This is a genomic window from Helicobacter rappini, from assembly GCF_900198625.1.
In the GTDB taxonomy this organism is placed as follows: domain Bacteria; phylum Campylobacterota; class Campylobacteria; order Campylobacterales; family Helicobacteraceae; genus Helicobacter_A; species Helicobacter_A rappini.
The window spans coordinates 26,813-52,042 of record NZ_FZPK01000003.1 but is presented as its reverse complement, the minus strand read 5'-3'; the positions used below and the strand labels follow the sequence as shown (position 1 = coordinate 52,042).

At 35.2% G+C, this 25,230-nt stretch carries 28 protein-coding genes; 18 read left to right on the top strand and 10 right to left on the bottom strand.

Annotated elements, in window-relative coordinates:
* The first annotated feature begins 26 nt into the window (after nt 1-26).
* The 11 genes from C6H17_RS00470 to C6H17_RS00415 all read left to right on the top strand — a co-directional run bounded on the left by C6H17_RS00470 (nt 27) and on the right by C6H17_RS00415 (nt 9,407).
* Nucleotides 27-755, top strand: a complete 729-nt coding sequence (locus C6H17_RS00470) for a tetratricopeptide repeat protein (RefSeq protein ID WP_020995417.1) — start codon at nt 27-29, stop codon at nt 753-755.
* 15 nt (nt 756-770) lie between these two features.
* The gene (locus C6H17_RS00465) at nt 771-1,217 is read left to right on the top strand and encodes a hypothetical protein (RefSeq protein ID WP_005216564.1); all 447 of its coding nucleotides are present in this window, start codon (nt 771-773) and stop codon (nt 1,215-1,217) included.
* A 9-nt stretch (nt 1,218-1,226) separates the two neighbouring features.
* Nucleotides 1,227-2,222: a UDP-N-acetylglucosamine 4,6-dehydratase (inverting) gene (pseB, locus tag C6H17_RS00460; RefSeq protein WP_005216570.1), complete on the top strand. Its 996-nt coding sequence runs from the start codon at nt 1,227-1,229 to the stop codon at nt 2,220-2,222.
* Between the two features lie 111 nt (nt 2,223-2,333).
* Entirely contained in the window at nt 2,334-3,629 is a 1,296-nt protein-coding gene (locus C6H17_RS00455) for a prepilin peptidase (RefSeq protein WP_005216573.1), read from the top strand.
* Complete coding sequence (locus C6H17_RS00450) at nt 3,619-4,638, top strand: LptF/LptG family permease (protein ID WP_004086390.1); 1,020 nt, start codon at nt 3,619-3,621, stop codon at nt 4,636-4,638. Before C6H17_RS00455 ends, C6H17_RS00450 begins: the two co-directional genes overlap by 11 nt.
* The gene (gene truA / locus C6H17_RS00445; RefSeq protein WP_005216577.1) at nt 4,638-5,399 is read left to right on the top strand and encodes a tRNA pseudouridine(38-40) synthase TruA; all 762 of its coding nucleotides are present in this window, start codon (nt 4,638-4,640) and stop codon (nt 5,397-5,399) included. The genes C6H17_RS00450 and truA overlap by 1 nt, the downstream gene beginning before the upstream one ends.
* A 15-nt stretch (nt 5,400-5,414) precedes the next feature.
* Entirely contained in the window at nt 5,415-5,957 is a 543-nt protein-coding gene (locus C6H17_RS00440) for a hypothetical protein (protein WP_005216578.1), read from the top strand.
* Nucleotides 5,958-6,030: 73 nt separating this feature from the next.
* The gene (locus C6H17_RS00435; protein WP_005216580.1) at nt 6,031-6,564 is read left to right on the top strand and encodes a type II secretion system protein; all 534 of its coding nucleotides are present in this window, start codon (nt 6,031-6,033) and stop codon (nt 6,562-6,564) included.
* Nucleotides 6,565-6,568: 4 nt separating this feature from the next.
* On the top strand, nt 6,569-6,964 hold the full coding sequence (locus tag C6H17_RS00430; RefSeq protein WP_040462596.1) for a hypothetical protein: 396 nt from the start codon (nt 6,569-6,571) through the stop codon (nt 6,962-6,964).
* Nucleotides 6,965-6,977: 13 nt separating this feature from the next.
* Nucleotides 6,978-8,201 carry a type IV pilus twitching motility protein PilT gene (locus C6H17_RS12665; RefSeq protein ID WP_005216582.1) on the top strand — a complete coding sequence of 408 codons (1,224 nt, stop codon included), beginning with the start codon at nt 6,978-6,980 and terminating at the stop codon, nt 8,199-8,201.
* Nucleotides 8,202-8,246: 45 nt separating this feature from the next.
* Nucleotides 8,247-9,407 carry a glycosyltransferase family 10 domain-containing protein gene (locus C6H17_RS00415; protein WP_020995419.1) on the top strand — a complete coding sequence of 387 codons (1,161 nt, stop codon included), beginning with the start codon at nt 8,247-8,249 and terminating at the stop codon, nt 9,405-9,407.
* A gap of 83 nt (nt 9,408-9,490) precedes the next feature.
* On the opposite strand, the gene mrdA is transcribed toward C6H17_RS00415, so the two are convergent.
* The 7 genes from mrdA to C6H17_RS00380 form a co-directional block, all read right to left on the bottom strand.
* Nucleotides 9,491-11,278, bottom strand: a complete 1,788-nt coding sequence (mrdA, locus tag C6H17_RS00410) for a penicillin-binding protein 2 (RefSeq protein WP_020995420.1) — start codon at nt 11,276-11,278, stop codon at nt 9,491-9,493.
* A gap of 2 nt (nt 11,279-11,280) precedes the next feature.
* Nucleotides 11,281-11,757: a hypothetical protein gene (locus C6H17_RS00405; protein ID WP_005216587.1), complete on the bottom strand. Its 477-nt coding sequence runs from the start codon at nt 11,755-11,757 to the stop codon at nt 11,281-11,283.
* 142 nt (nt 11,758-11,899) lie between these two features.
* Complete coding sequence (locus tag C6H17_RS00400) at nt 11,900-12,526, bottom strand: hypothetical protein (RefSeq protein ID WP_005216590.1); 627 nt, start codon at nt 12,524-12,526, stop codon at nt 11,900-11,902.
* Nucleotides 12,527-12,794: 268 nt separating this feature from the next.
* Nucleotides 12,795-13,397 carry a hypothetical protein gene (locus C6H17_RS00395; RefSeq protein WP_005216591.1) on the bottom strand — a complete coding sequence of 201 codons (603 nt, stop codon included), beginning with the start codon at nt 13,395-13,397 and terminating at the stop codon, nt 12,795-12,797.
* Nucleotides 13,398-13,400: 3 nt separating this feature from the next.
* Nucleotides 13,401-14,174 (bottom strand): phosphoribosylaminoimidazolesuccinocarboxamide synthase, encoded by a 774-nt coding sequence (purC, locus tag C6H17_RS00390; protein ID WP_020995421.1) that lies wholly within the window; start codon nt 14,172-14,174, stop codon nt 13,401-13,403.
* Between the two features lie 254 nt (nt 14,175-14,428).
* Nucleotides 14,429-15,808, bottom strand: a complete 1,380-nt coding sequence (locus tag C6H17_RS00385; RefSeq protein ID WP_005216593.1) for a S41 family peptidase — start codon at nt 15,806-15,808, stop codon at nt 14,429-14,431.
* 33 nt (nt 15,809-15,841) lie between these two features.
* Nucleotides 15,842-16,198 (bottom strand): rhodanese-like domain-containing protein, encoded by a 357-nt coding sequence (locus tag C6H17_RS00380; RefSeq protein WP_004086374.1) that lies wholly within the window; start codon nt 16,196-16,198, stop codon nt 15,842-15,844.
* A gap of 206 nt (nt 16,199-16,404) precedes the next feature.
* On the opposite strand from C6H17_RS00380, the gene metG reads away from it, so the two are divergent.
* The 4 genes from metG (at nt 16,405) to C6H17_RS00360 (ending at nt 20,502) form a co-directional block, all read left to right on the top strand.
* The gene (gene metG / locus C6H17_RS00375; protein ID WP_005216595.1) at nt 16,405-18,396 is read left to right on the top strand and encodes a methionine--tRNA ligase; all 1,992 of its coding nucleotides are present in this window, start codon (nt 16,405-16,407) and stop codon (nt 18,394-18,396) included.
* A 46-nt stretch (nt 18,397-18,442) separates the two neighbouring features.
* Nucleotides 18,443-18,712: a hypothetical protein gene (locus tag C6H17_RS00370; RefSeq protein WP_004086370.1), complete on the top strand. Its 270-nt coding sequence runs from the start codon at nt 18,443-18,445 to the stop codon at nt 18,710-18,712.
* A 119-nt stretch (nt 18,713-18,831) separates the two neighbouring features.
* Entirely contained in the window at nt 18,832-19,140 is a 309-nt protein-coding gene (locus tag C6H17_RS00365; protein WP_004086368.1) for a c-type cytochrome, read from the top strand.
* Between the two features lie 312 nt (nt 19,141-19,452).
* Nucleotides 19,453-20,502, top strand: coding sequence for a D-alanine--D-alanine ligase (locus C6H17_RS00360; protein ID WP_005216598.1), 1,050 nt, complete (start codon nt 19,453-19,455; stop codon nt 20,500-20,502).
* Nucleotides 20,503-20,596: 94 nt separating this feature from the next.
* Here C6H17_RS00360 and C6H17_RS00355 read toward each other — a convergent pair whose 3' ends face one another.
* On the bottom strand, nt 20,597-21,040 hold the full coding sequence (locus tag C6H17_RS00355; protein ID WP_005216605.1) for a DMT family transporter: 444 nt from the start codon (nt 21,038-21,040) through the stop codon (nt 20,597-20,599).
* Nucleotides 21,041-21,051: 11 nt separating this feature from the next.
* Nucleotides 21,052-22,167 (bottom strand): alanine dehydrogenase, encoded by a 1,116-nt coding sequence (locus C6H17_RS00350; protein WP_020995422.1) that lies wholly within the window; start codon nt 22,165-22,167, stop codon nt 21,052-21,054.
* A gap of 409 nt (nt 22,168-22,576) precedes the next feature.
* Between C6H17_RS00350 and C6H17_RS00345 the strand changes: the two genes are divergently transcribed.
* Genes C6H17_RS00345 through C6H17_RS00340 form a run of 3 tightly spaced genes read left to right on the top strand, consistent with a single transcriptional unit; the run spans nt 22,577 to nt 24,471 of the window.
* Nucleotides 22,577-23,443 (top strand): P-loop NTPase, encoded by an 867-nt coding sequence (locus tag C6H17_RS00345; RefSeq protein WP_005216607.1) that lies wholly within the window; start codon nt 22,577-22,579, stop codon nt 23,441-23,443.
* A gap of 15 nt (nt 23,444-23,458) precedes the next feature.
* A complete protein-coding gene (locus C6H17_RS12025) occupies nt 23,459-23,596 on the top strand; it encodes a hypothetical protein (RefSeq protein WP_158654997.1) in 138 nt (45 codons plus the stop codon).
* Nucleotides 23,578-24,471, top strand: coding sequence for a glycosyltransferase family 9 protein (locus C6H17_RS00340; protein WP_233714075.1), 894 nt, complete (start codon nt 23,578-23,580; stop codon nt 24,469-24,471). The genes C6H17_RS12025 and C6H17_RS00340 overlap by 19 nt, the downstream gene beginning before the upstream one ends.
* 325 nt (nt 24,472-24,796) lie before the next feature.
* Here C6H17_RS00340 and C6H17_RS00335 read toward each other — a convergent pair whose 3' ends face one another.
* Nucleotides 24,797-25,207, bottom strand: a complete 411-nt coding sequence (locus C6H17_RS00335; RefSeq protein ID WP_005216611.1) for a hypothetical protein — start codon at nt 25,205-25,207, stop codon at nt 24,797-24,799.
* Nucleotides 25,208-25,230 lie beyond the last annotated feature (23 nt).

Below are 25,230 nucleotides of genomic sequence, written 5' to 3'. Positions count from 1 at the left end.
CTGCTATTTCGCGATGTGAGGTGTGTATGAAAACTTTATTATATAGTATGTTTCTATGTTGCTTTGGATTTTGTATTGCAAATGCACAAGACACAGAAAACTTGCCCCCGGTTGAAGTCATACGCATAGGACCAGATACGCCAAGTGGTGGTATGAAGACCACAGATTCTAAAAAAGAAAAAAGTTTTGATACCCTAGATGAACTTCGCGTAGATGAGCTAACGGGCGTGCAAGATACGCCACCCAGAAATGAGCAGTTAGTTACCTCCAAAAGTCGTCAGCAAACCTATAAAATCGATGATAAATTTAGAGAAATGCTAACACAATGCGTAAATAATAACAAAGCAATGTGTGCTCAAGCCCTAGCATTTGCGGATAAAAACTCAAAGCAATGCAATCTCAATAGCACCGAGGTTTGCAGGGCTTACGCACAAATCTATCTTTTACATAATCAACGACAAAAAGCCCTAAATGCAAGGCAAATCGCATGTAATGGCGATAATGCTACTGCATGTTTTGAAGCATGGAATCTTTATGAAAGTGGTAAAGGCATTAAGAAAAATCCAAAGCAAGGATTTGGGCTACTTACTCGCTCATGTGATTTCAAAAACGCACAGGCTTGCTATCAACTTGCAGGATATTATCGCACAGGAGTTGGAGCGGAACTTAATCTAAAAAAAGCAAAAGAATTATATAGCAAATCATGTGATTTAGGGAATTCTGAAGCATGTGATGCGTATAATGAGTTTTTATAATCCTAAAGAGATTTGATGTATATACGATTTTTCATACTTCTTTTATGTAGCACATTTTCTTATACAATCTTTGCAAAAGATATTGAGTCTTATGTAAAGATTCCGTGTAGTGAGACAAACGCTACGCTGTGTGATTGTGCGAAAAGCTTGTATAAAGCACTCACAATACTTGAAAAAATACAAAATCACAACTTTAAACTTATGCAACAACAAATAAGAAAACAAGCACAAGAAGGCACAAACACACACATAAAAGAAGCGAAAGACATGCAAAAAGACGACATTTTTACAATCACAACCGATGAATATCATGCGTTAAGCAATAATATGCAAAAGTTTTGTAAAGATTTTAAGAATCTAGATGAGAAGGAACAACAAATCCTTTTTACACTAGAATGGAATAAAAAAGCGTTATTTCAAAGTCGTAATGATGTAGCAAGATTCTGTAAAAATCAAATGTAAAGGGATATAATGTTAAATGATAAAAGCATACTGATTACAGGTGGCACAGGTAGTTTTGGCAAGAAGTTTGTAGAAATCGTGCTGAAACTCTACAAGCCAAAAAGACTAATTGTATATAGCCGCGATGAGTTAAAGCAATATGAAATGGCTCAAATCTATAATGATAAATGTATGCGATATTTTCTAGGTGATGTGCGGGATTTACAACGATTGGAATCTGCATTAAAAGATGTGGATATCTGCATACACGCAGCCGCCCTAAAGCATGTCCCAATCGCTGAATACAATCCTATGGAGTGTATCAAAACAAACATTCATGGTGCAAGTAATGTCATTGAAGCATGTCTAAAAACAGGTGTGAAGCATATCATCGCTCTCTCAACAGATAAAGCCGCAAATCCCATAAATCTCTATGGTGCTACAAAACTTTGCAGTGATAAACTCTTTATCAGTGCGAATAATATTAAGGGCGATAATCCAGCGAAATTTAGCGTTGTGCGTTATGGCAATGTTATCGGTAGTCGTGGCAGTGTCGTGCCATTTTTCCGCAAACTTGTGAGTGAGGGAGCAGCTGAGCTACCAATCACTGATGTAGATATGACAAGGTTTTTTATCTCGCTTGATATGGGCGTGCAGTTTGTGATTAAGAATCTAGCTAGAATGCAAGGTGGCGAGATCTTTATCCCAAAGATTAAGAGCATTAAAATTACGGACCTAGCACATGCTATCGCACCAAATGCAAGTTTTAAGATTATCGGTAAGAGAGCGGGGGAAAAGCTACATGAAGTAATGATAGGGGAAGATGATTCTCATCTCTCTTATGAGTTTGATGACTTTTTTATTATATCACCTAGCATTATGTTCCAAACACCAATTGATTATACAACTACACTTTTAAATGAAAAAGGCAAACCCGTCCCACCACATTTCACTTATGCAAGTAACACAAACACACAATGGCTTACTAAAGAAGAGTTATTGCAAGAACTTGCTAGGCTATCTTAGATTGAGTGTGATTTGCTTAGATTCTATAAATAGACATGAAACTATTGATTTAAGCAAATGTAGGGCGTAAGGTGCATAAACGCTATTACTCTAAAAACATAAAGGAAAAGTATGCTTACTAATATTTTATATCTTTGTGTAGGCATATTGCTTTGCTTTGTATTGTGGCGTGTTATGCTTGGATTTTTTTTAGCAGGGCTTGGTGTGTCTTATAAGATAGTGAGATATGCTATGTTGCATTATATGCTAATTTGTATTTATGTAGTGTTTGCGTATATTATGGGTTTATATTGTATAAATGGGGCTATCTATATAGATATGCTATATACACAAGATTCTATATTTGTAGCCCTTTGTTGTCTTATGGGCTTTGTGCTTTTACATATATTAAGTGTGCTTGATTTTTATACGCAAAAAGTGCCAAATATATTGCTTGCTATTCTCTTTATTTGTGCTAATATTCTTTATTATGTAACACATGAAATGTATGATTTGTATGCTTTTGGTGTTTTAGGTATTGTGTATGGGGTGTATTTTATGTTGCATTTAGTAGGCAATCGGCAATATATGGGTGAAGGTGATGTGTGGATTATCGCTAGTCTTGCTGTTATTTTAGAATCTTTTTTTGCCTATCAAATAAGCTTTATTTTTGAAATGTTATGTGTGGCTTCTTTAATGGGTATTGTATATTCTTATTTTAATGTATGGAGATTAAAGAGAGTGTGGTCTAGTGACTATAATGTTAAATGTGATAATGCAGATTCTATTGAGTGTGATGAAATATCTAAACTAAATGACATAAGGGATTTTTCGCCTTCGGCTCGCACAATCCGCAAGGATTTTGCCCACACTTGCAAAAATGACAAGATTCTAGATTCTAAAAACCATATAGACAACACAAAACAGAATCTAGATTCTATAAAGTTTGCACCCTTGCACCCTGCACCCGCCCATTTGGATAAGAATCTAGATTCTACACAAAAACCATCTCAAAACCCCGCATACATTCAAGCGGTTGAGAACCTAGAATCTAAAAAAATGCACCCTAAACCCTGCACCCACCCAGATTTGGTAGAGAATCTAGAATCTAAAAATTGTCATACTGAGCAAAGCGAAGTATCTCGCATAAAATCTAGGCAGGGCTTAGATTCTATAAAAGATTTGAAAAAAGATATTTCGCCTTTTTCAAAGGCTCAAAATGACAAGATTCTAGAATCCAATAATCCTGCTGCTATTCAAGCGATTGAAAATCTAGATTCCAAAAATTTCACACAAAAAAACCACGCACATAATCAGACAAAAAATAATATAGAATCTAAATCCAATAATTTAGCAATAAAACAAATCCCATTTATCCCCTTTCTTTCACTTAGCTTTTTATGTGTGAGTGCTTATCATGTTGCTTAAAAAATATGTATTACGCTCGATTGGCGAGATGTTCTTCCCATTCTTTTTTGTGTTATTTTTCATCGCTTCTATCATTCTTTTATTAAACATCGCCATGCTTACAAATGGGGTAAAATTAAGCATGATTGACTTAATGCAGCTTTATCTCTATGGCATTCCTGCAAATACTTTTTTTGTTATTGCCCTTACTTTTTATAGTGCATGTATTTTGGGGTTAAGTAAGCTTTCTTATGAATCTGAAATGCTAGTCTTCTTCTCACTTGGTGTAAGCCCTAAGGATATTATACGCATTTTACTGCCCTTGTGTGTGTTGGTTAGCTTTGTGCTTTGTATGTTTTCATTTGTGATGACGCCTAATTCTAAACAGGCATATAAAGATTTCATAAGCCTTAAAAAAAATGAGATTAATATCGATTTAAAGCCCGGTGATTTCGGACAAAAGATTGGCGATTGGCTTGTATATATTGATTCTAAAGATAAGAATGTCTTTCATGGGCTTGTGCTATATGCAAACACGACAGAACAGATAAAAGATAATTTTATCATCGCAAAAACAGGTAAAATTGAGAATAGGCAGGGCATATTAGAGCTTGTGCTATATGATGGTGATGCGTATTTTAATGATAAGGATTTCTTACAAAAAATAGAGTTTAAAGAAATGATTGTGCGGAATTTCCTTGATGGCACGCAAGATAGCGATTATAATGTCTTTACATATTGGGCGAGTGCGTTTCAGGGTGATTATAAGCAGCTAAAAAGATTCTCACAATCATTTTGCACTTCTTTATTTCCACTCGTAAGCATATTTTTGATACTCTTTTTTGGGATTAAAAATCCTAGATTCCATAAAAATTATGCGTATTTTTATGTGCTAGGCAGCGGAAGCTTTTATCTTTTAGCAATGTATGTATTATCTATGAATTTCCCTGCTTTAAGCCTATTGCTACCACTTGTATGGCTTCTTGCAGGATATTATTTGTATAAAAAATATATTAAAAGATTTTATTAATGAGTTGTAATATTGTTTGCATTATCGCTTATGATGGCTCAAAGTTTTGTGGCTTCAGTCATCAAAAGCATACAAAAGGTGTGTTAAGTGTGGCTAATTTTTTTGAGCTTACTTTGCAAAAGATTGGCATAAAAGCAAAAATTATTGGCAGTGGTCGCACAGATAAAGATGTGCATGCGACAAATCAAGTGATTAATTTTCACGCAAAGCTATACATGCCTTTAGACAAGATGAAAAAACTACTCAATGATAGATTATATCCATTTGTTTTAATTAAGAGAATCTTTATCGCAGATTCTAGCTTTCATGCGAGATTTAGTGCGAAATTGCGGATTTATCGCTATGTTTTCACACAAGCTGAATTGCTGCCCTTTTATAGCAACTATATTGCAAAAGTAAGACATGGCGATATTTCACTCTTACAAACCGCCCTTAATGAGTTTATCGGCACACATGATTTTTCACTTTTTAAAAAGAATGGCAGTGAAACAAAAGATTTTATACGCACGATTGTAAAAGCGCATATTTTTCCTGCAAAGATTCATAATATTTCGTGTTTTGTAGCACATATTGGGGCAAATGGCTTTTTGCGTTCACAAGTAAGAATTATGCTTAAAGCTTGTTTTGAGTTTAGTTTAGGTAGAATTACACTTCAAAATCTAGTGCGTCAAATACAAAATGATATAACACTAGAAAAAAGCCTATGTGTGCGAGAGTTAGCCCCAGCTTGCGGGCTATATCTACACCGCATTATATATTAATTTTAAGGTAAGATTATGCAACAATTACAGCAAAATATCGCAGAAGATGATGTCAAAATCCACTTAGCATGTAAAAATGTCTTTTTATCTCTATCGCTTGGATTCTATTTAAAGGGGCATTTGAGTGCGATTGATAAGGCAGATTTCATTATCACAGATTTTACTCTTGCAAAGGAAAAATTCGCACATATTCCCATTTGTGTGATTGGCAGTGACTTGCGTATCCCTTGCAGTGTGTATGAGATGTTTTCCCAACTCCACGAATTTTATAGCCATGTCAATGCAAAACAAGCTCAAATATTCCAAAAAGATATACATACGCTGCAGCAAAATGAATTAAGATACAACAAAGCACCTCAAACAAAGAATCTCAACACGCAAGATTCTAAAACAACAAAACAAACCCCAACAAATAAAGATATAGTAGAAGCTATAAAGCAGCAAAAAATGCAAGAGATTATCCAGCAAACAAACCCCGCCCTAAGCGGACAAATAGAGTTACTTTTCAATGAACTCTCACAAAAGATTTATGATACTTTGAATAATAATAAAGGGTAGTAAAATTCTAGAATCTACTTTCAAATCAAATCTGCTACAATACCACATAAAATTAACACAATATGGATTTCACTTGCAACGCATAAAATATAGCATGAATACAAAATATGGCTTTAGCATACTAGAAGTGCTACTTGCGATATTTGTTCTTGGAATCTTAGGGGTAAGCCTTATGAAAAGCATAAGTGCCTTAAAAGCACAAAACTACAAAATACAGCATTTTCTTGTAACAAATGCAAGTCTTTTTGAAACACAGCTTTTTATCAATAGACATTTAAGCAGTATAAAGCCAGAAAGCATTATAATAGCACCAAATAACATATCATGGGAGCAATATGACAAGCTTTTTATTGATACAGATAAGAGCGAATATATGGATTTTTCTTTAAATACCACAAAGGCTAATTTAACCTTACAAAATGATAATCTGTATTTTAACAACGCCATTTTATTGCATAATGTCAAAAGTATGCAGTTTGTTAGAGAAAAGATAAACTCACATGATATTCTCTCATATAGAATCTGCTCTACCAATATATGTATAGCAGATTCTATAATCCTTGAAAAAGTAAGACAAAAAATGCCCACAATAAAAACAAAGATATAAATCCATGTCTTTTAATACAAAGAAAAGTTTTATAAGCCTTTATGCTCTGCTTATCACACTTGCTATAAGCCTTAGTGCCTTGCATACTCTGCGGACACTTACTATAAAGCAGGATATAACACTTATGCTATATTTTCAAAAGCAATCGCTTCTATACGCAAAGACCCTGCATGATATAGCCTTGCAATGCTACAGGCAATATGATAGTAAGGATTGCAAAAAAGATTCTATCCAGTTTGACCCGCATTTCTATGGGGAATACATTTTTCACAACGCAACTATAAAAGAGGGTAAATCTCAAACTGATAAAAAAGTGCAAGTGCTAGATATTGTGATATACTCACAAACACTATTAAGCACACACCCATTGAGATATGCGAAACGCTATATTTTAGAGTAAAGAAAGGAAGTGTATGAATATGATGTTTGTGAAGATTTTGGAACAGGTGATAAATGATGCAATAAAACATAATGCAAGTGATATTCACCTAACACATGATGGAATCTATTTTCGTGTGAAAAAGCAGGTATTGCTTTATGATCTTACAGAGATTGCCTACTCAATATGGAATGATAGAAAAGCAAGATGTTTAAAAAGGATAGAAAAGCTTGAGACATTTGATATAAAGTCATATAAAGATAATGAAGAAGAGCGGTTGCATTACAAACTGATTACTGGCATACCATTTCCGAGGGATATCAATGATAAGCGACTCTTACGTGGAACCCCTCAAGAGCAAAAGCATGTTTTAAAGAAAGAATTGGAATGTAGTAAAATAGACTTAGAGAATCTCCAAGATGAAAAGAAAAATATTGCTAAAATAAAATTAGAGCTAATTAACAAACTTTTTCAAGAGATACGAGATTACAATCGCAAAGACTTAGAAAACGAGCAAAGTGTTAGTGTGTATATTGGGGAAGTGCGATGCCGTATCAGTAAATTTACAACTATAAATGGTGCGAGTTATGCTATCCGTATATATAATAATCAAATGCCAACACTAGATTCTATACAAGCACCCCTAGCCCTAGCAAATCTTTGTGAAAACACAAGCGGCTTAATCCTTGTATGCGGCACAACTGGGGCTGGTAAAAGCACGACCCTTGCAGCTATGATAAATCATATCAACACAACCACAAAAAAACATATCCTAACATTAGAAGACCCAATAGAATATATCCATAAAAGCAATAAATCTCTAGTCAATCAAAGAGAGATAGGTTTGCATTCTAAAAGCTTTGAATCTAGCCTTATTGCAAGTCTAAGAGAAGATCCTGATGTGATTCTAATAGGCGAGATTCTAAGCCCAGAAGTCTTAACTCTTGCTATCACACATGCTTTAAGCGGACATTTAGTGCTTGCAAGCTTTCATGCGAATAACTGCATGGACGCTATAACGCGAATGATAGGTATGAAGCAAAGTGATTGCAATATACGCGCAAATCTTGCTACATGTTTGCAGGGCATTATCACGCAGAAACTTTATGATAATGGAGAGAGACTAACAGCTGATTTTGAGATTCTCATCGCAAATCCTGCAGTTAGTGCGCTCATTAAAGATGATAAAATATGGCAGCTAGATTCTCAAATCTCTATGGGTAAATCAGTTGGTATGCAACATTTTAGTAAAATATGATAGAATCCAAAGTTTCGTTAATATATTAAGATTTTAAGGAAATATATGCAAAAACAGCAAGTAAAAATGCGTGTTCTTGACTGGTGGAATAAAGATTGCGAAGAAAATTTTTACAATAATTTTTTCATTCAGATATTACAAAAGAAATATGACATAGTTTATAGCGATAAGCCTGACTTTATTATTTATGGACCTTTTGGATATGAACATTTAAAATATGATTGTGTGCGTATTTTTTATACTGGAGAAAATATCCGCCCAGATTATAACATAGCAGATTATAGTATGGATTTTGATTATATTGACTTTGAGGATAGGCATTTAAGACTACCCCATATGTTTTGGGTTTTTTGTGATGAAATGCGACAAAAAGAGATGGATAATAGGATAAGCCTACTAGATAAAAAGGAAAAATTTTGTGGTTTTATGGTAAGCAATAATGCCTTAACAGATAAGAGAGATATGTTTTTTGAAGCATTAAGTAAATATAAAAGAGTAGATTCTGGTGGTAGATGGAAAAACAATATAGGCGGAAATGTCGATGATAAAATTGAGTGGTTAAAGTCCTATAAATTTAATCTTTGCTTTGAGAACTCAAGCTATCCGGGCTATCTCACAGAGAAGCTATTTGATGCGTTTTTAGCTGGTTGTGTGCCAATCTATTGGGGAGATACAAGCCTTAGAGTCCATAAAACACCACATAACAACAAGCACAATTTGGAAACTAAATTTAATGCAGTTACACATGAGAATGATGATTTTGACATGCAAATACCACACATTTCTACTTCAATGCTTGACTATGAAATCAACCCAAAAGCCTTTATTAACGCACACAATTTTCCAACTTTTCAGGATTTAATAGACGAAATAAAAAGAATTGATAATGATTCTTATGCTTTTGAATCTATGTTAAGAGAGCCTATATTCCTTAATAATTTTAATCCGCATGAATTTTATGCAACAAAGATTGCTGCATTTTTAAATCGCATTGTTTCACAAGGGGCTATTCAAGCAAAAAGACGCGGTGATGGCTTTTTACTCAAAGCATACAGAGAATTTCAAAGTGCTATTGCAGAAAATACGCAAATCTCATCTGGTTTTTTTAGCTATTGCGTGAAGCATGGAAGGGTTATACAAGCAATACGAGATTCATCAAAATTACCTAAAAGATTCTCTCGTTTTATACGCAGCAAAAGAAAATAAAATCGACTTAATGAAAAAACTTAGAATCGAGTCGATACGAGCTCCATATGCTTACTAGATCTTAGGTAACACACAGCACAGAATCACATATACCCAAATTCACGCAAGGCGTTTGCAAGCTGCACGAGTAATGGACCACCACGACCTCCACTTCCACCATGCTCTATTAAGATAGTAATCACATATTTTGGATTCTCATAAGGTAAAAAGGCAGTAATCCAGCTTTGCGATCTATGCCAATATTCCATATCAGCTTCCCTTTTTCTTTTTATTGCATCTTGTGCGATACCTACGACTTGCGCTGTCCCTGTTTTACATGCAAGTTTTACTTGTGTGCCTTGTGTTACACGATATGCCGTGCCAGATGGATCAGAACAAACTTGATACATGCCAAGTCTTAAGGCGGGTAGCTTTGAGTGCTCAAACTTTGTTAATACATCTTTTATAGGCATATTTGTTGGCTTACCGCCTAATTCTTTAGCAAAATGCGGTGTTACAAGCTTACCACTTGCAATAAGGGCGGTATATCGTGCCACTTGCATGGGTGTGGATAGAAATGAGCCTTGCCCTATGGAAGTAACAATCGTATCGCCTACATACCATTGCTGTGCATAGTTTCTCATTTTCCATTCTGGTGTGGGGAAGATTCCAGAGTTTTCGTAAGGTAAATCAACTCCTGTTTTTTGCCCAAATCCCATTTTATTCATCACAATGGCTAGATTATTTATCCCTGCGATTTGTGCGAGTTTGTAGAAATACACATCAACACTTTCTCTAATCGCCTTATACACATCAGAGCTGCCATGTCCCCCTGCTTTCCAATCGCGAAATTTATGTTTATTGACTTCAATATATGGAGGTGTAGAAATGATTGTCTTTTCTGTGGTATCGGTAAATTCCAAAAATGCTAATGCCATACCCATTTTGATAACAGAACCGGGTGGATACTGACCGCTAATAAGCTTATTAATAAGCGGTTTATAGGGATTTTCTAATAAGTCTTTATATTTTTTATGTGAGATTCCGCCGACAAAGTCATTAATATTATATTCTGGATAGCTTCCTGCGGCAAGTATCTCGCCATTATGTGCGTCCATAATGATACCCGCACCATTATGCTCACTAAATACAGAATCAAGCCGCTCTTGCAAACGCATATCAAGGCTTATTTTCATATCATTATTGCTTGTAGCGGGCTTTTCATCGATTAGTCGTAATTGCTGATTAAGGCTATTTACCTGTATGACTTTTTCGCCAAGCTGCCCTTGTAAAAATTCATTATATTGCTTTTCAATGCCTTGCTTACCGATAATCTTTGTGTATCGTGAAACACGATCATTTTCTCTATCACGCACATCACTTGCCCCGATATAGCCTATAACATGTGCGGCTGATGCGTTATTTGGATAGTATCGCTTAGTAGTTGGGGTTATAATAATATTATTTTCTTGTATCATGGCTGGATATATAATCTGCATTTGTGCGTAAGATACAAAGTCTATAAGCGTAACTGGTGTGCGGCGATAAATGCTATTAAATTTTTTATAAGTTTCTAATAACTCTTCTTTATCTATATCAATGATATGAGAAGCGATAAAGTCAATGCTTTTTTCTAGCTCTTCATTACTCAAGCGATTACGCAAGGATAGAGTAAAGCCTAGCTCATTTATCGCTAGAGGCTCGTTATTCCTATCAAGTATTTGACCTCTTGTTGGCACAAGGATTTCTGTTTTAATCGTATTTGCAACTGATAGTTTATCATAGTATTCATGCCTAGCAACAGCAAGTATATAAAGCTTTATAATAATAATGGCGAAGACAACACCAAAAATAGCATATAGAATCCGAAAGCTTTGCGGTATATTTTTCATCATCACTCTTTAATAGCAAGGTAGTAATATATTAATGCGATTATACAATCCACTATAAGATAATACATATAGATTGTTGAAAAGGATAACATAGGTGTTTTAAACAAAACATTACATAATAATAAACCCGCAAAATAAAGCAAATATAAAGAACACACATAAACAAGCACAAAAGGTGCATTTATAAGCACAATAGATTCTAACTGCTCTGCTACAAAGAATCTAACGATAAAAAACACGCAAGGGATAACTCCCACAAGTAAGGTTTTATCAAACTCATAGAAAAATAAACACGCAAGGACAATCGTTGGGATATAAAACTTTTCATCATTATAATGCTTATGAAATATAAGAAATAACACGCCCATAAGCGGTGGCAAAATAGGATAAATATCACTCATCATAACATAGAATAAATAGGCTATGATACCTAAAACAATAAATGTTATATGCTTTGTCTTTGTTTGTTTATAAGTCATAATTTCACACTCTTTTTATCCGCAATTATACATCATTACTATTTTAAGTGCAATATTTTTTAAGTGATATTTTTAATTGACTAGATTCTATTTGTTTAGATTTTATAATGCTAAAATATTAAGATTTCATAGCTAACAAATATTAGAAAAAAGTCCAAACAAAGTTTAAGCTATGGATTGTCCCTAAATCTAAATCATTAGACTTGCCATAGATATTTGCACGATAGGTAATATCGGTATTGACTAAAAGCGGAATCTTTTTGAATAAGCCCAAACCCACTTCAATATATGCTCCATTTGCTTTGAGATTATGTTTCTCGCTAAAGTTTGCTCCGACACCAATTATAAGGTGAATTAAACCCAAACCACTAAATCTACTAAATTCATCAGGGTGGATATATAGCACTCCGCCCACAGAGTGAGTGGGAGCATAAGTGTCCATATAAAGATATTTAAGCCTTGCTCCAAAACCCACATACTCATAAGTAAAAGGAATAGGTGCGGCAGGTTTGAAATAGTAAGTGCTGCTATGCCTATACTCAAAATCCACAAAGAAATTCCACCCTACACTAGCACCAATGATTCCGCCAAATCTATCTTTAGCTACTTTATTTGAATCTATTGTGTTTAAATCTGTGCTAAAGCCATAGTGAAATGAAGCTATTTGAAACCAATTTCCTATTATATGTGGTAATTCCTCCCATCCACCCTCAGCCCTTAAGCTCCCACATATCATAATGCTAAGTAGAAAGATTCTTAATAGTCTCATTATTTTACCCCTTTAATATACTTTACTTGTAAGTGATTTATAAGCAAGGTTTATTATATTATTATATTTAAGATTCTTAATATATTAAGTATAAGCAAACATCTAAAACTTAAAGTCTAAATTAGATGTTTCATCTTTTTTGTAATGCTTAGTTATACAAGCGATTGCGTTAGGTTTTAGAATCTCAACCATTTGGGTGGGTGCAAAATAGCAAGAATTTAAAATCTTTTAGTAAAAATAGATTCTATAAAAACAGAATCTATACAAGCTATTGCGTAACGCGTGCTTTTGTCGGTGTGTCAAGTCTAATCCTATCGCCCTTTTCATTATAGACTTTACGCCATTGATTTTGAAACTCTACATTTTTGTTTGAAAAGTAGTCAATCCATGCTTCCTCACATGTCTGCTTATCTACAAAGACAATATGCGGTCTAGGCATAGTCCAGCCATTTTTCATACTGCCTTTAATGCAATAAATCTCGCCCTCCATAGGTGTAAATAGCACATAGCTTGTAGCCTCTGTCTTTGCCATAAGGGCGATAGGATAGCCAGCCTCAACATCAGCTAAAAAGGTCTTACCCATTGCCATATAGCCAAGTGAATCTTGATAGTTCTTATAGCTTGGACGCCCTTTAGAATCTGTCTTTGGCTGATGCTCAATCCGCAAGGTATAGCCTAGATATGAACCGACATGATTATTCTCCCTATACACATAGATTCTTGCTTTACCGGGTGGTGGGTCTTGCAATACAAAACTACCATCACTCACAAAGCCGATTTCCTTACTCTTTGCAAGTGGGACAAGCTGACGATTGATAGAACATGCAGTAAAGCTAAAAATACATAATATAAAAAAGATATAAAAACGCATAATCTACTTAATCTCTGTGAGACGAGACAACACTTCTTTATAAGCACTTGTTACATTGCCTAGATTTTGACGGAAAATATCTTTATCCATCTTTTTATTTGTTGCCTTATCCCATAAACGGCAACTATCAGGGCTTATCTCATCAGCAAGTAAAATATTCCTATGAGAATCTCTGCCAAATTCAAGCTTAAAATCAATCAGTCGCAATGAAGCCTTATCAAAATACTCTTTCAATATCTCATTCACCTGCAATGCTAACTCTTTAAGTTTTGCTATCTCATCAGTGTTTGCAAGTCCCATTAAAAGACAATGAGAATCTGTAATAATAGGATCATTCAAAGCATCATCTTTATAATAAAACTCTACAAGCGGGGCTTTAAGCGGCGTGTCTTTTATGTCTAAAGATTCTTGAATGCCTAGTCTTTTACTCAAACTCCCAGTAGCAATATTTCGCACCACAATTTCAATGGGGATAATCTCTAAGCTCTTGCATAGCATATATGTATCTTGCAAAGTTTGTATAAAGTGAGTTTTTATCCCCTTAGATTCTAAAAGTGTAAAAATCTGCGTTGAGATTTGACAATTTAGGCTACCTTTGCCCTCTTCGCTACTTTTTTTCTGTGCGTTAAATGCTGTTAAATCATCTTTAAACGCCGCTAACAAAGTATTCTCTAATGTCGTTTTATACAGCTTTTTCCCTTTGCCCTCATAAAGCAAATTTGCTTCTACAAGATTTTCTTGCAAAAAGTCTTTTTCTTGTGTTACTACATTTTTCATAAGTATGTCTCCTTAAGGTTTTTATATTTTATTTGCATTTTAGAATCTAGACTGAATCTTATAGCCACTCAAGTATAAAATGGCGATTAGATTCTAATATATCATACTCAATGCAACAAAACACCTAACCTAGATTCTATCATGAAATTGGGCAATTTTTGGGAAGTCAGATTCTAAAAATACACCATGTACAACAGCAACTAGGCGTGGGATAAAACTAGTTTTATCCCTTTATGCTACAAGTTATTAAAAGCCTACTTTGCTGTGCCTTTAATAACTGCCCAAGTTTTTAGCACATCGATAGCGCTTTTTAGCTGCATGTCTTTCATAACCATGCTTTGTGTAATATCTTTGCTTTCAGAATCTTTAGAATCTGCTTTCGAGTTATTCTTCTTTTCTTCTTGTAATAATTCATTTTTTAAATGTCGTTTTAAATCGGCTTCTTTAAACTCAAGCTGATTCTCATCACTTAGAGGCACTTCAGTTTCTGCCACAACAAGATCTGGGGTAATGCCTACTGCCTGTATGCTTCTGCCTGTTGGCAAATAATACTTTGCTATGGTAAGCTTCATTGCCTCTTTAGCTTCTCTGCCAAATGGAAAAATCTTTTGCACACTTCCTTTGCCAAATGTGCTTTCTCCCACAACAACTGCCCTTTTATAATCCTGCAATGCTCCCGCTACAATCTCACTCGCAGATGCACTACCACCATTTACAAGCACCACAAGTGGCTCATGTAAAAACTCTGCTTTACCTGAAGTCTTAAGCTCGACATTCTCTATTTTACCTCGCTCACTCACAACCACGCCATCTTTTACAAAAAGGCTTACAAGCCCGATAGCTTGATCTAGCAATCCGCCCGGATTCCCACGCAAATCAAGCACAATGCCTTCAAATTTGCCAAGATCCTTTAAGCCCTTTTTCACTTCACGCGTTACATGCTGATCGAATGTCGCAACGCGAACATAAGCGTAATTTGTCTCTTCAATCTTACTTACCAAAGTAGAGCGGACTTTGACATCATCTCGCTTAATCTCAAATTTTAGCGGCTTTGTTTCGCCTTTTCTTATGATTGTAAGTGTTACTTTTGTGCCTTTTTTGCCTTTCATAAGCGATACGGCTTGGTCTATTTTCATATCAAGTGTTGGGTTATCATCAATTTTTAGGATAATATCCCCGCTTTTTAAGCCGACTTTTTTAGCAGGTGTGTCATCAAGTGGTGCGATAATCGTTAATGCCCCATCTTTCATGCCAACGGTTATGCCTATACCGCTAAAACTACCGCTTGTTTTTGTGCGTAAGTCCTCATAATCTTTTTGCGGTAAATACGCAGAATGTGCGTCAAGATTGCTTAACATGCCAGAGATTGCTTTCTCAATAATCTCATTTGTATCCACATCGCTGACATAGCTACTTTCAACAAGATTCACTGCTGCCATAAACTTTTGTAACGCCCTATCTCTTTCTGCCTGTGTTAGCTTTTTCTTTGGCGGTGTTTGTGCGTTGGGTGTGCTTTGTGCGATTTGCATTTGTGTGTGGTCTGCAATATTTTGTGCTTGTAAGATTCCAAAGCCACCTACAAGCAAAGCCGATGATATAAACCCTGATAAAATATAAAAGTTAAGATTTTTCATTGTGTCGTATCCAAAAAGTAAAATTTCAAAGAATTATTGTAAATCTCTTAAGCAATCTTTTGAGATACCTACAATCTCAAACTTTTCATAGAATCTAGCAAAGGTATCATCAAAAAAGTAGATATTATCGCAACCAAGCCTTACAAGCCTGCTCCCCATAGCAGACGCCCTGCCCCCTCTTTTACAATGTATGAGTATCTTTTTGTCTGGATTGTCTTTAGCAAGGTTGAAAAGGGCATGGGTTTCTTTAATATTTGGGACACCCTTAATGCGTGCTGCACACACTTCCTCTTCATCTCGCATATCAACCATAATATAATCATCTAGATTTGCTTCTTCAATATAAACCGCCTTTGCAAGACTTTTATTTCTCTTGCCATACTCTTGCATGTATATCCTTGAATTTTAGTGAGATAAAGGCTATATTCTATCGTTATTTCATAAATAAAGGGAGAATATGTAATTAAAAGTTACTAGATTCTATAACTTTATATAATAGATATTGCCAACAAACATTTAAAACTGCAAAAAACCAACAAAATCAAGTATAATTAAAACTTTTTATTTATATATAATAAACGCATAAAAGGACTTAAATGAAGAAATTATTAACAACGCCTATTTACTATGTCAATGATGTGCCACACATTGGACATGCTTATACTACCATTCTTGCTGATGTTATGAAAAAATATTGGACTCTTAGGGGCAATGATGTATTTTTCCTTACAGGCACAGATGAGCATGGACAAAAGATAGAGGAAGCGGCAAAAAAGCATGGGATAAAAACGATTGAATATGCAAATTCTATCAGTGAGAAATTCCGCGATACATGGCGTGAATACGACATAGATTATGATAAATTTATCCGCACAACTTATTTTGAGCATATTCTATCCGTGCAAAAAGCCTTTGAGATTATGTATGATAGGGGGGATATTTATAAGGGGGCTTATGAGGGTATGTATTGTGTTGGCTGTGAGAGCTTTTTCACACAAACACAAGTCATAGATGGAATCTACTGCCCTGATTGTAGCGGTAAGAAAGAAACTCGCCTAGTCAAAGAAGAGAGTTATTTTTTTGCCCTTTCAAAGTATCAAGACAAACTTTTAGCATGGTATAGAGAGAATCCAGACTGCATTGTGCCTTCACACAAAAGAAATGAAGTTATAAAATTTGTAGAGCAAGGCTTACAAGATTTATCCATTACTCGCATAAGCTTTGAGTGGGGGATTAAGATTCCATTAAAATTGCGTGATAGCAAGCATATCATTTATGTATGGCTTGATGCGTTGATGAACTATGCTAGTGCGCTTGGCTATGGACTAGACTATAATAACGCAAAAGAGCAGCTAAGCTATAAAATGGAGCAAAATCCATGTTTAGAATCTAAAATGGAATACTTTAATAACACAACGCATATTGTAGGTAAGGATATATTGCGATTTCATGCGATATATTGGCCTGCATTCCTTATGAGTTTAGATTTGCCACTGCCAAAGCACATTTTAGTGCATGGCTGGTGGACTATCGATGGTGTGAAAATGAGTAAAAGTATCGGTAATGTAATCCACCCGCTTGATATTAAAAACGCTTATCCTACCGATATATTCCGCTACTTTTTATTACGCGAAGTGCCGTTTGGACAAGATGGCGACTTCTCACAAATAGCCCTTATAAATCGCAATAATGGGGAGTTAAGCAATGATTTAGGGAATCTGTTAAATAGACTTATTGGCATGAGTGAAAAATATTTTCAGTTTGATTTAAGTAAAAGTTATGATGAAAACGCATATATCTCACAGAAAGAAGAGATTTCCCGCATTATTAATCAAAGTTTAGCCTATATGGATTCTATGCAGCCGCATAAATTTTTAGAGTCTGTATGGGAACTTTTCTATCTAGCAAATACTATGATTACACAAATTGCCCCTTGGGAACTTATGAAGCAAGAAAAAAGTATAGAATGTAAAGCCTTTTTGAATCTTATTGCAAATATCCTTGCAAAAGCAGCCTTACTTCTTTATCCAATACTGCCTAACTCATGCAAAGAGATAAGCAAGGCATTAAATATCAGCATAGATTCTAAGCAGTTTGATACACTGATAATAAAGCAAGGATACATACAAGATTTTATGATACAAAAAGTTTGTGTGCTTTTTCCAAAGATAGAAGAACCACGCATGAAGACAATGCACCAACCTTTTGTAGAAAATAAGCCACAAAAAGAAAAAGATTCTATCCATAAGCCATGCATAAACGATACGATTAATATTGACTATTTTCAGCAAATAGTCATTAAAGTCGGCACAATTATTGCCGCAGAAAAACTCCCAAAAAGCAAAAAGCTTTTAAAGCTACAAGTTGATTTAGGTGAAGAAAAACCGCGTCAAATCATCGCAGGTATTGCTGAATTTTATGATACAGAAAATCTCATTGGCACACAAGCATGTGTATTAGCAAACTTAGCCCCAGCAAAGCTTATGGGTGAAATCAGTCAAGGCATGATTCTAGCATGTAAAGATGAAAATGGTTTAAGCCTTTTACGCACAGAACATGCAAGAGTGAATGGCTCAAGAATCAGCTAATTGATAAATTCACTAAATCTACAAAAGCATTGATACAGGAAAAAGTATGCAGTATGATAAAGCTAAGATAGAACAATGGATTAAAGCCTTTAAAATCGCTCTTATTGAAAATAATACACAAGAAGCATTTATGCTAACACAGAATCTACCTTTTGATACAAGCATGTCTATGAATAATGCGGATAAAGAATTGCTAGAATATTTAGATATAGCAAAAGAGCTTATATCTCAAACCATAGATTTACTAGAATCTAGCCAACATGATACACGACAACAAATGGAGAAAATACGACAAGCAAAGAAGTTTTTCTCTTAAACATGAGACTTTTTTGCTAAAAAATGTTGTTTCTCTGCGTTTTTATTACCATTATTAAGCTTGAAATAATAAAAAAAGTGTATAATTGAAGCTTAATCAAATTACAGAAAGGATAGATTATGAGAAAGATGTTACCATTGATGGTTGTTGTAGGTTTAGGTAGTGTTGCATTTGCGGCGAGTGATCCAGCTGCAATCATTGCGAAGCAATGTAAAACTTGCCATGGTGCAAAAATGGAAAAGTCTTATCTTAATAAGACAGCTGTTGTAAAAAATCTAAGTAGCGATGAAATTAAAAAAGACTTACTTGAGTATAAAGCAGGTAAGCTTAATCGCTACAAAATGGGCGCTCAAATGAAAGCTCAAACTGCAAAGCTTAGTGAAGAAGATATTGAAGCATTAGCAAAATATATCCCCACAATAAAATAAGCTAAGACTTGTGCCTTACTTTGCAAGAATGTTATTCAAGTGAAAGTTTGGTGCAAAACCCCATAAATTCCCTTTAATCAAGAGTCTAGTGTTTCAATGGTTTTTACTTTGAAGTGCTAGATCTTTAATCAAGATTCTAAAAATCGTTGTTTTGTGATAATTTATATTATAACCCTATGTTACAAAACCCTTACATTTGCAGCAAATCTATATAATAATTCATGTAAATTTCAAGCTATTTTATAAAGCGTTACTTTTAAACTCAACATAAAATAGTGTAAAATTACAAAAACTTTTAACAAAGGAATAAATTTGAATCTTAGCATTATTTTTGGCGGTATAAGTTATGAGCATGAGATAAGCATTGTAAGTGCTATTACTATGGCACAAAAACTTGGTAAAAACATTAAAATCACACATTTTATTTTCCTTGATTCTAATCATGATTTCTACCTTATAGAATCTAGCAATATGAAGTCAAAATATTTCAGCAGCCTAGCCTATAAACAAGCTAAAAAGATTGAAATCGGTGCGGGTGGATTCTATGAATCTGGCTTTTTAGGTAAGAAAAAGATGCTAAATACAGGCTTACTACTCAATCTCATACACGGCGGTGATGGCGAAGATGGCGTGCTATCTGGCTTATTTGACTTTTATAAAATCGCCTACATTGGACCACGACTTGAGGCTAGCATATTAAGCTATAACAAGAGATTAACAAAGCTTTATGCAAAAGAATGCGGTGTTGAAACACTTCCCTACTATGTGTTAAAGCGAAATGAGACTTGCGAGATTCCATTTGAACTGCCCTATATCATTAAGCCCACATGTCTTGGCAGCTCTATTGGCGTATGCGTAGTTGAAGATCAAGCAAAGCTTTCTTATGGGCTTGATTGTGCGTTTGAGTTTAGCAATGAAGTCATTATTGAGCCATTTAAAAAGGGGATAAAAGAGTATAATTTGGCTGGAACAAAGGTAAATGGCGAGTTTATCTTATCGCTTATTGAAGAACCAGTGAAAAAAGATTTATTAGGATTTGAGGATAAATATTTAGATTTTTCTAGGACAGAAGAGATTAAAAATGCAGAAATTACAGAATCTTTAACAAAGAATTTGCATGAAGCATTCAAAAAAATTTATAATACAACATTTGAGGGTGCGCTTATACGATGTGATTTTTTCGTATCTAGTGATAAAATCTATCTAAACGAGATTAATCCAATCCCTGGCAGCATGGCAAACTATCTTTTCTCTGATTTTGAATCCGTGCTAGAAAAGATCGCCACTTCCCTGCCAAGAAAACATGTCATTAATATAAACTATCAATATATTAATCAAATCCAACATGCAAAAGGGAAGTAATCTAATTTAGATTCTAAATGCACCAAAACTTTAGAATCTATTGCATCATACACAAAATTTAGTTTCAGCTTTAGTTAATATATAAAAATCTTGCTTAATGCGGCTCTTCGCCTAGAATCACACATATAATACCCACAAAGCCAACTGCTATGCCTATATATTCTTTTATTGTGAGATTTGGTGGGAAAAAGAGAAAAGATATAAATAAGATTCCAATCATACCTACAATCTCCCACACAGAATATGCCACGCCTAAGGCGATTTTACGCAAGGCAAGAGACATGCAGTAATATGAAGCCGCGATCATGCTTAGCATAACAGCTTTTGCTATCATTGGCGGGGCTACTTCCACAGAAGCAATATCTACAACACCATCACTACTAAAAGGCTCAAGCCATAAAGGGATAGCATTTAGCATAGCCACACCACCAACTTCAAGCAAAATCGCAATAATCAAAAAAGTCCATGCGAGTGTGCGAGTTTGCCCTGAATTTACCGAATCTTTTGAATTTATAGAATCTTTTATTGTATTCTGCATATTACCCCCTTTTACAGCACGCTTTTTGTGTCAATGTAGGGTAATGAAAAGCTTTTTGCCACAGATTCTAAGGCGATTTTACCATCATAAGCATTTAAGCCACCGATTGCACCAGGCATTTTTAGCATTTCTCTCCAACCTTTATTTGCGATACATTGCACATAGGGCAGAGACTCATAAGAGTAGGTAATACTTGAAGTTCGTGCAATCACACCGGGGATATTTGGCACACCATAATGGATTAAGCCCTCTTCAACATAGGTTGGATCATCATGTGTTGTCTGCCTTGAAGTCTCAATGCAGCCGCCAAGATCCACGGACACATCTAGCACGACACCGCCTTTATTCATAAGTCTTAAATGCTCTCTTGTGATAACCTTTGGGGTAGCCGTTGCAGTTACTAAAACCGCACCGATGAGTATGTCTGCTCCGCTCAATGCTTGTGTTATAGAATCTTCATTTGCGTATAGCACCTTGATTCTATTCTCTAGTGTAAGTGGGTGGTTTGCTATCTTTTGCGTATCAATGTCAAGCACACTTACATCAGCGCCCATGCCTACTAGTATTCGTGCCGCATTCATACCTACCGCACCGCCACCGACAACCACCGCTTTCGCAGGGGCTACACCAGCACAACCGCCAATAAGCACACCCCGACCGCCATAGTTTGTAGCAAGCAATGTCGCGGCATGCTGTGCGGCAAACTTACCTGTTACTTCACTCATCGCCGCTAATATGGGATAATTCCCCTTTGGTCCGGCTATCGTCTCACCACATATTGAAGTAACCCTAGATTCTACCAACGCACTTGCAAGCTCTTTGGAGTAAGCAAGATCAAGGAAGCTATATAGAATCATATCATTTCGCAGATATTTAAACTCAGATTCAATAGGCTCTTTACATTTTACAATCAGTTCAGAATCTTCCCATATTTTCTTAGCATTTGAGACAATCTTTGCCCCTGCTCTTTCATAATCCTTATTTGTATAGCCTATGCTGCTACCTAAGCCATCTTCTACATAAATAGTGTGATTTGTGCTTGATTGTTGTAATAATGCCACATCACTTGGCACAAGCCCCACTCTATGCTCGTGATTCATAATCTCTTTTGGAATGCCAATAATCATTGCTTCTCCCTTATATATTCTTATATTCATAAAAGGCTAATTGTTATAAAAGTGTCATTATATCGCAATATTGCATAGATTTTACCGGTGTGATTGCTTTGTGCTGTTGTAGATTAAAATAGATTCCATGCGGACAAATTACTTTTGTTTTGAAATATAAAGTAATCCCTTAAAAACTGCCTATGGAATACTTCTTGCATGTGTTATTATGAAAATCTTTAACAATTGTGATTTTGGAGTTTCTTTTATGGCGTAGCGTGGATTTCTATAACGATAGCGTTTGTTTCTAGTGATAAATTTATTAATTTTTTGCTAGAATCCTGCTTTCGGTAGAATCTTGCAATAATGAAGAACAATAGGAAATTTAAGTTGATGAATACACCCTTTTTAAGCAAGGCAAGGAAGTCGAATGATTGAAAATCAGGCAAAACAGCTAGAAACCATGATGAGAAATAAAGCGAATACAAAATATGTCGCTATTACTTCAGGTAAGGGTGGCGTAGGCAAATCCACTCTTAGCGCAAACCTTGCCTATAAACTCAATAAGCTAGGCTTTAAAGTCGGCGTATTTGACGCGGATATTGGACTAGCAAATCTTGATCTTATCTTTGGCATTAAAACCGATAAAAACATTCTTCACGCGATGAAGGGCGAGGTAAGTATCGATGAGGTCGTGTATGAAATAGAGCCAAATCTCTATCTCATACCCGGCGATAGCGGCGAAGAGATTCTAAAATATGCGGGGAATAATCTCAACATTGTGGAGAATTTCATACATGAGAGCAATATCCTTGATACGCTTGACTTTTTGCTAATTGACACGGGGGCAGGTATCGGTCCGCTCAATCAATCTACACTGCAAGCATGTGAGCATATTATCGTGGTTACTATGCCAGATCCTTCAGCCATTACAGATGCGTATGCGACTATCAAGCTAAACGCACATACAAAGAAGCAAATCTTTATGGTGATAAACATGTGTAAAAGTCAAAAAGAAGCCCTTGCAGTGTTTGATCGCATGGAGAGCATTACAAAAAAGCATATACCACACCTTACGCTAAAGTTTCTAGGTGGGCTTGAGCTAAACGCTGCGGTGAATAAGGCTACAAGAAATCGTGCGTTAATTACAAAAGTAGAGCCATTTAATAGCGTATCGGTAGGCATAGGTGATATTGCCGCACTTTTAGCACATGAGATTACAGACATGGAGCATAATATGCTTTTAGAATCTAAAGGCTTTAAGAGTTTCTTTAAGCGTATGCTTGGGTATTTATAGGCTTAAAGAAAATAATTGATGAATATAGGATTCTACCGAGCAGGATTAATCGGTGATAATATAGTGGTGTTACATGCTATGTATGCCCTGCGACATTTATATAGAGATTCTAAAATCATCGTTTATACTAATTCTTGCGGGGGGGGGGGGTAACTTTATACGCACAATTTGAATTTATAGATTCCATAATCAATATAGAATCTATGGATAACGAAAGTCTCATTAAAGATATCAATGCGAATAATTTTGATATATTCATTCTCACACAGCCAAATAGAGCTAAATGCAAACTTCTAGCACAGACGGCATGCAAACGCATAATTACTTTTATGACTTTTGCGAATGCCCTGCATTTCCGCTTTGAGAGCGTGTTTATCCCAAAGCATTTAAACCACACTCCACAATATCAACGCATGTTGCAACTTGTTAGAAAAATTAACCCCAAGTATTATGATAAAAATATAGCTACGATAGACTACTCTTATATTAGATTCAAAAGTAGCGACAAAAATAAGGCAAAGATTAAAGAATTTATAGAATCTAGACATATACAACAAAAAATCGTGGTAGTTAATCCATTTGTGCGTAGCACATTTTGCAATCTCACCTTGTGCGGATATGAAAAACTTCTATATAAACTATCAGGGTTATATCCAAACCTGCATTTTGTTATACCAACATATAAAGGCAATGAAGCGGGCAATACAGAATTATTAAAACTTCAATCTTTACATAATGTATCTATATTTTATAATGATGATGATTTAATAAACCTTGTGGCTTTACTGGAGCAAAGCATAGCCCTTATTAGCCCTAGCACAGCAATTAGTCATCTTGCAAATAATCTTAATATGCCTTTAATATGGCTATGTAGCAAGAGAGATAGCTATCTTTGGTCTGGTGATAATATGGATTCTAAATATTTTGTGATTTTGCATAAAACAACGCAAAATATGAATGAAACTGATGAGATTGTAGCCATCAATGAAATTATAGAAAAGTTACAAGATATAGTGAGTCGAAAATAGCCTTGTAAGGTTTTGGTGAATATTGTATTCCCAACCAATATTTCACTCAAATTTAATACAACAACTAACTTTTTAATAATATCAAAGCGTAGAAAAGCATTAGAAGTTACACAATAGCCCTATACTACTAAATTTGCTCGATAAAGACAAGCAAATTGCTTACAAGCAGATATGACAAAAAACATAGAATCTAAACACAATAAATCTTGTTTTAGATTCAAATAGCCATTGTTGATAGCCAAGTTTACAACACAATAAACTATTATGCCACTTATCTTAGAGTATTTGTCGCTTTCACATTCAACACCCTTTGTGCTATTGCGAACTAGCTATCTTTGCTTTCTTTTTTACTTGCTTTAGAATCATTTGCAGAAGAAACTCCTATTGGCTGTCCTTTTGCAATTATACATTGTCTGCCAAAAATAATAATATTCCAAGAGCTTGAACGAATATCCACATTTACAAGCGCATCGTTTGGTTGTCCTTTCTTCGTCGCCTTATCTAACGCCTTGCCAACAGCATTACTTACCCTATTATTCCTATTGCCAAATGGGATTCCAAAAACTCTAGTAATACAATCCTTGCCCTCAACGGTTGTGCCTTTTTGTAAATTTGATGGCATATTCATATTACCTGTCGTTGCAACTGAAAACTTTGCGATATTCTGCGAACAACCAGAAATAAAAAACGCACCACCTAAAAATGTGCCTACAATCAAAGATTTTGATAATCTCATGTTTATCCTTTCATAAAAAATAG